Source organism: Microbacterium enclense, assembly GCA_038182865.1.
GTDB lineage: Bacteria > Actinomycetota > Actinomycetes > Actinomycetales > Microbacteriaceae > Microbacterium > Microbacterium enclense_B.
Map to the genome: position 1 here is coordinate 1,562,567 of CP116226.1, position 11,185 is coordinate 1,573,751.

At 72.3% G+C, this 11,185-nt stretch carries 10 protein-coding genes; all 10 read right to left on the bottom strand.

Features of this window, described 5'->3' with window-relative positions:
• Positions 1-144 precede the first annotated feature (144 nt).
• Complete coding sequence (eccCa, locus tag PIR02_07340) at positions 145-4,569, bottom strand: type VII secretion protein EccCa (protein ID WZH38476.1); 4,425 nt, start codon at positions 4,567-4,569, stop codon at positions 145-147.
• Positions 4,566-5,360 carry a hypothetical protein gene (locus PIR02_07345; GenBank protein WZH38477.1) on the bottom strand — a complete coding sequence of 265 codons (795 nt, stop codon included), beginning with the start codon at positions 5,358-5,360 and terminating at the stop codon, positions 4,566-4,568. The genes eccCa and PIR02_07345 overlap by 4 nt, the downstream gene beginning before the upstream one ends.
• Entirely contained in the window at positions 5,357-6,706 is a 1,350-nt protein-coding gene (locus tag PIR02_07350; protein ID WZH38478.1) for an EsaB/YukD family protein, read from the bottom strand. Before PIR02_07350 ends, PIR02_07345 begins: the two co-directional genes overlap by 4 nt.
• Positions 6,703-6,960, bottom strand: coding sequence for a hypothetical protein (locus PIR02_07355; protein WZH38479.1), 258 nt, complete (start codon positions 6,958-6,960; stop codon positions 6,703-6,705). The genes PIR02_07350 and PIR02_07355 overlap by 4 nt, the downstream gene beginning before the upstream one ends.
• On the bottom strand, positions 6,960-7,733 hold the full coding sequence (locus tag PIR02_07360; protein WZH38480.1) for an FHA domain-containing protein: 774 nt from the start codon (positions 7,731-7,733) through the stop codon (positions 6,960-6,962). Before PIR02_07360 ends, PIR02_07355 begins: the two co-directional genes overlap by 1 nt.
• Before the next feature lie 129 nt (positions 7,734-7,862).
• Complete coding sequence (locus tag PIR02_07365) at positions 7,863-8,174, bottom strand: pore-forming ESAT-6 family protein (GenBank protein ID WZH38481.1); 312 nt, start codon at positions 8,172-8,174, stop codon at positions 7,863-7,865.
• A 28-nt stretch (positions 8,175-8,202) separates the two neighbouring features.
• Positions 8,203-8,535, bottom strand: a complete 333-nt coding sequence (locus tag PIR02_07370; GenBank protein WZH38482.1) for a hypothetical protein — start codon at positions 8,533-8,535, stop codon at positions 8,203-8,205.
• Between the two features lie 121 nt (positions 8,536-8,656).
• A complete protein-coding gene (locus PIR02_07375) occupies positions 8,657-9,244 on the bottom strand; it encodes a Fe-S cluster assembly protein HesB (protein ID WZH38483.1) in 588 nt (195 codons plus the stop codon).
• 145 nt (positions 9,245-9,389) lie between these two features.
• Positions 9,390-9,671 (bottom strand): hypothetical protein, encoded by a 282-nt coding sequence (locus PIR02_07380; protein WZH38484.1) that lies wholly within the window; start codon positions 9,669-9,671, stop codon positions 9,390-9,392.
• Between the two features lie 160 nt (positions 9,672-9,831).
• On the bottom strand, positions 9,832-11,166 hold the full coding sequence (locus PIR02_07385) for a glutamyl-tRNA reductase (protein WZH38485.1): 1,335 nt from the start codon (positions 11,164-11,166) through the stop codon (positions 9,832-9,834).
• Positions 11,167-11,185: the final 19 nt, after the last annotated feature.

Genomic DNA, 11,185 nt, shown 5'->3' on the forward strand with positions numbered 1-11,185 from the left:
GGTTCGCGTCCCGAGTTCGGGGGCGCGCCGCGGATTCGCGATGCGACGCCGATTCGCGCAGCGTCGCAGAACCGGAGATGGGTCGCAGATCCGGATGGAAACAGGTTCCGCGTCCGATTCTGACGCCGTCATCCGGTTCCGTTGTCAGGCCCCGCGGCCGGTCCCGCTCTCCTCCGGCCGGTTCGAGCGCCGACGGCGCGTCAACGGGATCTCGCCACTGGCGGGGGCGGGGACGGCGGACGTGGGGCGCGGTGCCACGGGCATTGTCGTGCCCTGCGACTCGTCGAGCGCCGCGGCCCGGGGCGCGGGCACCGACGATGAGCCCGCCTCGCGTCCGGTCTCCGCATCTCGCCGAGCACCGTCTCGCTCGGCGCCGTGTCGCCCGGCACCCGCCGCGTCGGCGCTCCTCTGGGCACCACCCGAGACGCCTGCGGCCCCAGCCCCATCCGCGGCCCCAGCTCCGGCTCCGGCCGCGACAGCACCGGCCCCGGCCCCAGCACCAGCCCCGGCCCCAGCTCCGGCTCCGGCCGCGACAGCACCGGCCCCGGCCCCAGCACCAGCCCCGGCCCCGGCCGCGACAGCACCAGCACCAGCCCCAGCACCCCCGACGCTCCCCGCGCCCACAGCGCTCCCCGCATCCGCGACAGCACCCGTGGGCGCGCCGGCATCCGGATCCGACGACACGAAGTTCGCGACCTGCACGAGCGTCGGCCGCTCGCCGCGACGCGCGAGGCGCCCGCGGCCCGCGATCATGGGCTCGGCGTACAGCTTGGGCAGGATCGCGCCCTCCGACCGGTCGCCCGACATGATCAGCGAGGTGCCGCCGGTGTCGCGGATGCCCTGCAGCGCGGGGTCGAACATCGCGCGCGACGCACCGGCGACGGGGCGGCTCACGACCACATTTAGCCGCAGATCGCGGGCCGACGCGAGGTACGGCAGCAGCGGGCGCAGGGGCTCGGTGCCGCCCGCTGCGAGGATGTCGAAGTCGTCCGCGATCACCAGGATGCGCGGACCCGCGTCGCGGTCGCTCTGCCGCTTCTCGAGCTCGACTGCGATCGACTCGGCGAGCAGGCGTGCCTGGCGTCCGGACGAGGCGTGCCCGCCGAGGTAGGCGTCGGGGATCTCGGATGCCAGCTCCCCGCGCGCATCCATGAGGGCGATGACGAGTTCCTCGGGCGTGTGCCGGTCGATCGCCCCGCGGGCGATGCCGCGCAGCGCCGTGGTCTTGCCGCAGCGGCTGTCGCCGAGGATGAGCAGGTGCGGGTCGCGGGCGACGACGTCGAGCAGGACGGGCGCCATCGTGTCTTGGCGCAGCCCCAGGGGAATGGCATCCGGTTCGTCGATCGCGTCGGGAAGCTCGGTCGGTGTCAGCTCCTCGGGCAGGAGGCGGATGGGCGCGGCGCCCTGACCGCCCCAGCGCGCCGCGCTCTCTCGGGCCAACTGCTCGAGCGCCTCGCCGGTGTCTCCGTCGTCGACCTCTTCGAGCAGGGGCAGTGCGACCTGGGCGAAGAGCTTGTCGTCGGTCAGCACGCGTCCCGGCTGGTCGGCTTTGAGCGTGGTCGAGAGCTTTCGGGCGATCTGCGAATCGGCCGGGTCGTTGAGCTTGAGTTCCAGGCGCGTGCCGATGAGCCCCTGCAGGTTCATGCGCAGCTCGTTCCAGCGAGAGAGGGCGACGACCACGTGGATGCCGAAGCTCCCGCCGCGTTCGAGGAGGTGCGCGAGCGGGGCCTCGAGGTCCTCGAAGTCCTGACGCAGAGCCCCGAGACCGTCGACGAGCAGCACGACATCCGCGCTCGGAACCTCGGGCAACCGCCCCTGGGCATGCTGTCGCCGCATATCGGCGAGCGAGTCGAGACCGTGGTCGCGGAACACGCGCTCGCGCGTCGTGAGCATGCCGGTGAGCTCTTCGAGAAGGCGGGTCAGACGTTCACGGTGGCCGCGCGTGGCGACACCGCCGACGTGCGGGAACGGCTCGATGCGCGCGAGCCCACCGCCGGTGAGGTCCATGCCGTAGATGCTCACCTGACGGGGCGAGTGGGTGAACGACAGGGAGGCGGCGAGCGTGCGCAGGAACATCGACCGCCCGGACTGGGGCGCCCCCGTGATCGACACGTGTCCGCCCGAGCGAGTGAGGTCGAGCATCCATGGCGACTGCGTCTGAGTCGACGGGTCATCGAGCAGCCCCATCGGCGCGCGGAGTGTGCCGGCGCCGTCGGCCTGTGGGAGCACGCCGCCGAGGGTGAGCACCGGAGGGAGCGGCGGGAGCCAGACCGGGCGTGTGCGGGTGACGCCGCGGGCGAGGCGCTGGGTCGCGGCCTGGACGAGCGTGCGCCCGGTGGTGGGGGTCTCGGGCTCGGCGCTGTCGAACTCTTCGGCCTCGACCTCGTGCTCGGGCGGGTCGAACGTGGGCAGCGGCAGCACGGGGGGAGCCTCGTCGTGACGAGGCCCGGCCTCGACCGGATCGGGGACGGGGCCGGAGACGTATCCGGCGCGGAAGCGCGTGTAGACCGACGTGTCGACCTTCAGGTAACCGAAGCCGGGGATGGCGGGAAGGTGGAAGGCGTCGGGGGTGTCGAGGACGACGGCCGATTCTGCTTCCGAGAAGGTGCGCAGACCGATGCGATACGAGAGGTAGGTGTCGAGACCTCGAAGGCGCCCGCCCTCGATGCGTTGGCTCGACAGCAGCAGGTGCACCCCGATCGAGCGGCCGATGCGTCCGATCGTCAGAAGGAGCTCGACGAAGTCGGGCTCGGCGGTCAACAGCTCGCCGAACTCGTCGATGACGAGGAACAGGTGCGGAAGGGCCGGGAGGTCGGGCCGGTCCCGGCGCATCTGCCGGTAGTGACCGATGGATGCCGCGTTCCCCGCGTCTTTGAGCAGCCGCTGGCGCCGCACGATCTCGCCCTGAATGCTCGAGCGCGCGCGTTCGGTGAGTTGCGGGTCGTCGGCGAGGTTGTCGATGATCCCCGCGACATGCGGGAGGCGTGCGAACGGGGCGAACGCGGCCCCGCCCTTGTAGTCGACGAGGATCATGCTGAGATCGTCGGGGGAGTGGGTCAACGCCAGTCCCAGGATGAGCGTGCGCAGCAGCTCGCTCTTTCCGGAGCCGGTGGCACCGATGCAGATGCCGTGCGGGCCCATGCCCAGCTGTGCGGACTCTTTCAGATCGAGCAGCACCGGACCGCCGCGGTCGTCGACGCCGATCGGCACGCGCAGGAACTCGGCGGCGCTGCGTACGCGCCACGCAGCCTTCACATCGATGGCATCCACGTCGTCCACGCCGAGGAGCTGCGTCACATCGGGGGCGAGCGACGTGCCCGCGTCTTCCGCGGAGGTGCGGGTGAGCCGCAGACCGGCGAGCGGGCGGGCGATCACCTCGAGCGTGTCGCAGGTGACGGGATCGATCCGGATGCCACTCGCCGCGGCCTCACCCGACCCCGGCGTTTCGACGGTAGCCAGGCCGTCGGCGATCCTCACGCGCACGCCGACCGTGGGCGGCTCCTTCAGCCGGTCGTCGAGGAGGTGGACGACGGTGATCCCCAGGTCGGCGAGTCCCAGCGCGGCATCGAGCCGCGGCATCTCGCTCGCGGCGCCGTCGCCCTCGTCGACGAAGACGATGAGCCGCCCGGGTTTGGTACGTCGTCCGGCGCGCCTGCTCGCCGCGGCCGTCGCGACGCGGTCGCGCAGCTCGGTACCCAGGAGAGCGAGCACGTCGTCGAGGGTCGGAGCCAGGCGTCGCGCGGCGACGGCGCCGGAGGGCGGGGTGTCCGACGAAAGATGGGGGACGAGATCGAGCCCGCGCCACTCGCCGAGGTGCTGGGGGCCGATGGCGGCCGCGATGTGCACGTCGTCGGGGGAGTGGAAGGCGGCGATCTGCGCGACGAGCGCGCGGGCCACGGTGAGGGTGTCGGCGCGCGGGCCCACGAGGGAGACGTGTCCGCCGCGCTCGAGGTCGACGGTCGCGGGCATGCCCTGGGCGACCCCGGCCAGGCGCACCATCCGCTCGGCCGACTCGCGCATGACCGGATCGAAGGGCTGCACCGGGTTCTGCTCGGCGGGGAGAGCGACCTCGACCGCGCGGAGATCGCCCGTGCCGATCCGTACGCGCAGGAAGTCGGCGTCGCCGGGCCGTCGCTCCCAGCGCCTCGCCGGGTCGGCTCCGATCTCGACGAGCGTGCCCGGGGCCGGGTTCAGGGCCAGCGCGGCGTGCCGCTGCCGATCGGTGCTCTCCCGCACCTTTTCGCGCGTCTCCTCGAGGTAGTCGAGGTAGCGCTCGCGTTGCACCCGACGCTGGCGGGCGGCGTTGCCTCGCTGGGTGAACGCCATGCCGAGCCCGCCGACGAGCGCGACCACGAGGATGACCGCGCCGACCACGACCATGATCGGGTTGTTGCGCAGCAGCACGATCATCGTGATCGACGACAGGCTCCCGACGATCGGCAGGAGCGACTGCAGGGGGAATCCCGTCGGTCCCTCCCCGATGGGAGGAGGGGGCGCCAGGACGACGTCGGCCGCAGGCTCGGCGGGTTCGCTGATGCGGGCGGGGCGATGCACGATCCGGACGTTCACGCCGCCTTCTCCTCTGCGCGCACGAGTGCTGCGGCCAGACGCACGACGGCTCGGTGCGTGAGTGACCGTCGAGCGTTCCCGCCGGCGTGGAGGCCGGGGTCGAACGGAATCGCGATCACCGGGACGGTGGCGGCCACCGCGATCGCCCGCGCGACCGCATCGCCCTCGCGAGCGTGGTCGACCAGTGCGAGAGCGACGGTCGGAGATTCGGGCAGCGACGCGATCGCACTCACGACGGAACGCGCATGCTCGGCGGGAGAACGCCGCGCGTCACTGACGAGGCACACCACGTCGCAGAGCGCCGCGCAGGCGGCGAGGTCGACGACAGGATGCCGCGCCCCGAAGTCCGTGATCGCGACGTCGAAGAAGCGGGTGATGGGGGCCGCTTCCCCGAGCCAAGCACCCACCGCGTCGTCGTCGTCACGCGGACGCAGAGCGACGATCCCGCCGACGACGTCGAGACCGGACAGCGCTTCGATGGTCGTGCGCGCTTCCGCTCGCGTCTCATCCGGCGCTACCGGCGAGGCGCCGAGGCGCGCGGCGAGCCCGGTGTCACCGGCCGACACATCGACCGCCAGCACAGGATCGCTGCGGCGAGCCGCGACGACGCGGGTCAGCTGGTGGGCGACCGTGCTGGTCCCGGCGCCGGGCGACAATGACAGCACGCCGATCCGCCGCGTCGTCGACAGACCGCCACGGATCGCGGCATCCCACGCGGTGAGGTCGATGCGCCCGCTCGCGCCGCTCCCGAACACCGCGGTGGTGAGGGCGCGGGCGTCGAGCACGCTCACGGTCGGCCGCCGAACATCGCGAGCAGGTCGGCGTAGACGCCGAGCGCCCCGACGAGCAGGGGCAGGAGGGAGACGACCGCGAGAGTCTCGATGACGTTGCCGACCCCGCGCACGCGGGCGCGCACGTGCGGCCGCGGCCGGACGAGCATCAGCACCGCGATGACGGCAGCCGCCACGACGGCCACGGCTGTGCCGATCCACGCGCGTTCGCCCGACAAGAGCACCGTCAGCGCCGCTGCGGCGATGATTCCCGCGGCCGCCCAGAGCAGCCAGCCCTGCGAACGAAGAGGGAACGCCCGGGTGCGCAACGCCGCGACCAGGAAGAGCGCGAGGGCGAGAAGCTCCGTCCAGATCGCCCCCGACAGGGCGAGGACGACACCGGTCACACCCATGACCACCGCGGTGGAGGCGACGCTCCAGGTCAGGGCTGCGTAAGCCTCGTCGATCGCGGTGAAGGTCCGGGAGCGCGTCGGAGGGGACCCCTCGGCGGCGCGCTGGTCGAGATCGGTGAGTCCGGCGGCCGACAGCGCGATCCAGGGCAGCGGACCGGTCGCGAAGGCGGCCACGACACCCGCGATGGCCGCGGCCGACACGGCGTCCATGCGGGCGAGCAGCAGGCCCAGCAGGACGGAGGCGAGCACCGCACCGAGAGCCCCTCCGGCCGCGGCTCCCCGGCGACGATGGGCCACCCCGATGGCGAGGACCACCGTTGTCGCCCCGACCGCGACCACCGCGGAGACACCGGCCGTGAGCGCGGCGGTCGAGGAGTACTCGGTCGACGCGAGCGCCGTCGTCGTGGCGCTCCCAATCGGGAGCGCGAGACCGGCAGCAGCGGCCGCGACGCACACCGACAGGCGACGCAGGCCGCCGAGTCCGAGCGCGGTCGTCAGGCCGAGGAGGGCGACGGCGACGGCGAGAAGGGTGAACGCGCCCGTCGCCGGCGTCTCCCAGGGTGCCATCCACCCGGCGAGGGCGAACGCGGTCGCAATCCCCACCGCGCCGGCGATCGTGCGGGCACGGTCGTCCCACCGGTCCGGGCGGGCGTCGTGCGCATCGGCGGCGGCGTCGGTGACGTCGATCACGACGGGGGGCGGGGGAGCGGCATCCAGGCGGACGAGACGGACGAGCGAGCCGTCGACGAGGTCGAGTTGCTGAGGGGAGAGTGCGATGTCGATCTGTTCGCCGTCGGGGGCGACGACTGCGAGGGGACGCGCAACGGTGCCCGCGGTCTCGCCGAGCAGGTCGAGGAGCCGAGGCAGAGCTGCGCCCAGGGGCTCGGCGCTCGGAACGACGACCTCGGCGCGGCGCTCGGCGCCCGCCACGGTCATGCGGGTGTAGATGCTCACGGGGTCACGGCTCCGGTCGGGGTCTGGACGGTCGACGATGACTGCGCGCGCTCGCCGAGCAGCTGGGAGACGAAGGACACGCCCACGCACGCGGCGCACGCGACCGCGGCAACGACGATCGCCCCCATCAATCGCTTCGCGTGGTCGTTGACGGTGCGGCGCTCGCCGATGTGGCCGTAGAGCAGGGCCGACCCCAGGCGCATGCGCTGGATCTTCGCCTGCTCGATGAGCACGGCATCGCGCTGATCGGGCATCAGTGGCCCCCCTCTCGGATGGTGAGGATGCGGTCGCCGATCTCGAGGGTCACCGAACCGGGGATCGGGGTGCGCTGGTGGGCGAGGAGTGGTGTCGGTGCCCCCGCTCCGCGCACGAGCGTGCCGTTGGTCGATCCCAGATCGGTGACCCACACCTGCCGACCGTCCCACTCGAACCGCACGTGCGACTTCGACAGCGTTCGCGACATGTCGGCCCAGCGGTAGACCTGCGCGGGAGCGTCGGGAGGCGCGACCGGATCGCGGCCGAGCACGAGCGCGGAATCGAGCGAGAGCCGCTCGCCGGAGTCGAGGGTGAGGGTGGGCGCGACCGCTCGCCGGGCGCGGGATGCCAGAGCCCCCGCGGCTGCGTCGGGAAACGCGAACGCCGCGATCGCGGGGGCGAACGGATCACGGCCACGTCGCAGGTCGTAGGCGCCCACGCCGCCGGTGACCACGGCCAGAAGCGCACCCCCGCCGGCCGCGGCGCCCGTCGTGCGCCGGACGAAACGGATGTCGACCGTGGCGGCGCCGAGGGTGCGCCCGGTACGGCCCAGCAGCCACACCGCGACACCGAGCAGGACCACGGCCGCGGCGATGAGGACCGCGCCGACGGCGAGGAAACCGGCGAGGGAGACGGCGGTTCCGGCGGCGAGCAGGGCCACGGGCATGACGACATCGAGAGCGACCGCGCCGACGATCTGCGTCGCTCGTGCGCGTCGGGTGAACACCAGCGGATCGACGTCGGCGAGCCGCAGAGCGTCGTGCGTGGTCATGCCGCCTCCCTGCATGTCGACCACCACCTTATGCGGGTCCTCGACCCGGCCCGGGCGGATGGATCGTCCGTGTGGACAGCGCACGGAGACGGCGCCGGACGCAATCGTCCGGCGCCGTCGTGTCGCGTGTCAGCCGATGGATTCGACCGCGGCGCGGGCCTTGCTCAGCGCCGTCTGCGCCGACTCGTCGTTGCGCTCGAGCGAGGACCGCAGCGTCTGGATGATGCCGCGCACCTCGGCGGCGGCGTTCTTCCACCGCACCTCTTTGCCGTGGTAGTCCTCGGACACCCCGTCGGCCGCGTAGTCGGCCATCGCGGCCTGCACGTCGCGATCGCGCTGGTCGATCAGCGACTCGAGCTGCGCCGCGACCCGGTTGAAGTTGTCTTGTGCGTTCTGCGAGGCCGCGATCGAGTAATCGCGGCGATCTGCGTGGTTCACCATGAGAACGTGTTCCTCTCTTCCCGTGATCTCAGCGTGCGCCGAAGCGGGCGGCGTCGAACGACGACCCCGACTCGAGGCTCGTCGTCTGGTCGATCATGGCGGTCTCGCCCTCCTGGAAGGAGCGATCCATTCCGGTGATGCCGCTCAGCACGCCGTCGAGCGAGAGCTTGAGCTCGGCCGAGATCTCATCGGTCCGGGACTTGAAGCGGTCGAAGGCGGCGCGGCCGGCGCCCTGGAACTGACCTTCGAGCGGCTCGGCCGCCTCGAACAGCTGTCGGACCAGCAGCGACAACTCGTCGCTCGAACCCGACGTTGCCTTGCTGAGCACGCCCAGCGTGCTGGAACCCATTGCGAACTTCACGAGAGCCCACCCTTCGGTCGTGAAACGGGGATGACGAACGTGAAGACACTAATTCCGTCGGGACGCCCGCGAAAGCCGATGTGGAGGACTCTCCCCAAACCCTCATGTTGTGCAGGAAGAGTCAGGACCTCTCGCCGTGCGCGTCCTCGCGTGCGGCGGCCTTGGCCGCGCGCTTGAACTCGCGCACCTTCGTCAGCGACTCCGGGCTGGTGATGTCGGCGACGGAACGAAACGACCCGTCCTCGCCGTACGGGGCAGCGGCCTCGCGCCATCCCGTACCCGTGAAGCCGCGCTGCTTGCCCAGGAGCGCGAGGAAGATCTTGGCCTTCTGCTCGCCGAAGCCCGGGAGCGCTTTGAGCCGTTTCAGCACCGTCGCGCCGTCGGGGTCGTCGCGCGTCCAGATAGCCGACGCATCCCCGCCCCAGTCCTCCTCGATGGCGGCGCACAGCGACTGCACGCGCTTCGCCATCGATCCCGGGAAGCGGTGCACCGCCGGCGACTGTGCGAAGGCGGCGGCGAACGCCTCGGGGTCGTCGTGCGCGATGGTCGCGGCATCCATCGCCCCGGTCCGCTCCTGGATCTTCAACGGTCCCGCGAACGCGGTCTCCATCGCCACCTGCTGGTCGAGGAGCATTCCGATCAGGAGCGCGAGCGGGTTGCTCGAGAGCAGGTCGTCGGCGGCGGGGTCGTCGGTGATGTGCAGGCTCATGCGCCCATTCTCGCGCCGACGGCGCGACGGCGCTCGCCCCCGATCGCGCTCGCGTCGAGGCAGCATCCCGCTGACCTCTCGTCGAGACCTCGCGGTGGACATGTCAGCCACGTACGGTCTCGTCGGCTCTCCTCCCCGGAGGGCCTCACTCCGGCTCGGCGATCCACTTCTCGGCGAAGGGCACGGCATCCAGGGTGTTCAGGTCGGCCGTTACCTCGGTCAGCTGCTTCTCGAAGTGCTCGACGTCTCCGGCCGGGAGGCGCTTCACGAGCGAGCCGTCGGCCCGCCGGATCACGACGTCGCTCACCGAGGGGGCATCGGTCCCCGCGTCGAACAGTCCCATCACCACTGTCGCCGCCCAGCGCAGGCCGTTGCCCGAGCGCTTCTCGCCGGCGACGCGGTACACCTCGGATGCGGGAGTGCTCATGGCATCCATCCTGCCCGACGCGGATGCCGGTCGCGGAGGAGGAGTTCCGGCGGCGGGAGGACGGATGTCTCGGCCGTGGTCCTCCGCTCCCGGGATCTCCTCCGCAGCTCGGTGGCCCGCAGCCGCCCGGGCCCCGTGGCCGCCCGGGCCCCGCGACGCGTCAGCCGGCGTCGGCGACCGGGCGCTCCACGATGCTCGATGCCGCGGGGTCCGCGACCTCGATGCCGAACAATGCGGAGAGCGCGTCGATGTACTCGTCGGCGCGGCCCGTCTCGGCGAGCTCGTGCGCGCGGGTGGTCGGGGTGTGCAGCAGCACGCCGACCAGGTGCCGCAGGGCCTGCTCGGTCTGGCCGCCCTCGTCGCCGCGGGCGCGCACGCGCGCCACCTCGGCGTCGAGCACGCCGAACACGTGCGCCCGCAGGGCGACGACCGCGGGGGTGATGTTCTTGCGCTCGCCCACCGAGACGAAGCGGCGCGCCGCATCGCGGACGAGGTCGCGCGCGGCATCCGTCGCCTGGAGCTCCTCGAGAGGGGCGTGCAGGCGGATGGTCTCGAGGTCGAGAAGATCGACGCCGGGGACGGTCGCGACGTCGGGGTCGACGTTGCGCGGGAGGCCGAGGTCGATGACCAGGCGCCGCCCGGAATGACCGACCGGGCAACCGGCCGTCGCGGGCGCCGCGGCCTCGACCGCGGTGCGACCGGCGGCGTAGGTCGCCGCGCTCACGACGTGGTGCTCGCTCGTCGTACAGGTGATCACGAGGTCGGCGTGCACCACGGCGGTGGGGAAGGTCTCGGTCGAGACGGCGTGCAGGCCGTGCTTGGCGGCGAACTTGGCGGCGCGGCCCGAGGGGGAGTGCACCGAGATGTCTTCGGCGCCCTGGTCGCGGAGGGCGGCGACGGTCGCGGCGGCGTACGCGCCCGTGCCCACGAGCAGCACGCGTTGCGTCGACCAGTCGGCGATACGGCTGCTGGCGAGTTCGAGACCGAGACGCACGAGCGAGCGCCCGGCGCGGCCGATCGCGGTGGAGTTCTTCACACCGCGCTGGGCTTCGGAGGCACGCTGGAAGAGGCGCTCCAGCTCGGCCGACGTGGTGCCCTGTTGCCGCGATTCGGTGAGGGCGCGCCGCACCTGACCGGCGATCTCTCCCTCGCCGACGACGACGGACTCGAGTCCGGATGCCACCGAGAACAGGTGCTCCGCGACCTCGCTGCCGCCGAGCACCGTGTACGCGCCCTCGAGCTCGCTCGCCGGGACACCCGTGGCGGCCTCGATCGCGGCGAGAGTGGCCTCGACGCCGAGAGCGACACCGGCGGTGACCGGCTCGTCCATGTCGACGTACGCCTCGAAGCGGTTGCAGGTCGCGACGACGACCGCGCCCTGGACGCACTCGCCGTGCTCGGTGATCAGGGGCGCGACGGGGGTGCTGGGTACGCTGAGTCGCTCGAGGAGCTCGAAGGACGCGGTCTTGTGACTCGCGCTGACACACAGCAGCACCCGCCCATTCTACGCCCGG

What these genes read in the sequence shown, in the direction of transcription:
- PIR02_07355 (WZH38479.1), bottom strand. Translation starts at nt 6,960, where the DNA reads ATGCCCGATCAGCGCGATGCCGTGCTCATCGAGCAGGCGAAGATCCAG.
- PIR02_07360 (WZH38480.1), bottom strand. Translation starts at nt 7,733, where the DNA reads ATGACCACGCACGACGCTCTGCGGCTCGCCGACGTCGATCCGCTGGTG.
- PIR02_07365 (WZH38481.1), bottom strand. Translation starts at nt 8,174, where the DNA reads ATGGTGAACCACGCAGATCGCCGCGATTACTCGATCGCGGCCTCGCAG.
- PIR02_07375 (WZH38483.1), bottom strand. Translation starts at nt 9,244, where the DNA reads ATGAGCCTGCACATCACCGACGACCCCGCCGCCGACGACCTGCTCTCG.
- PIR02_07380 (WZH38484.1), bottom strand. Translation starts at nt 9,671, where the DNA reads ATGAGCACTCCCGCATCCGAGGTGTACCGCGTCGCCGGCGAGAAGCGC.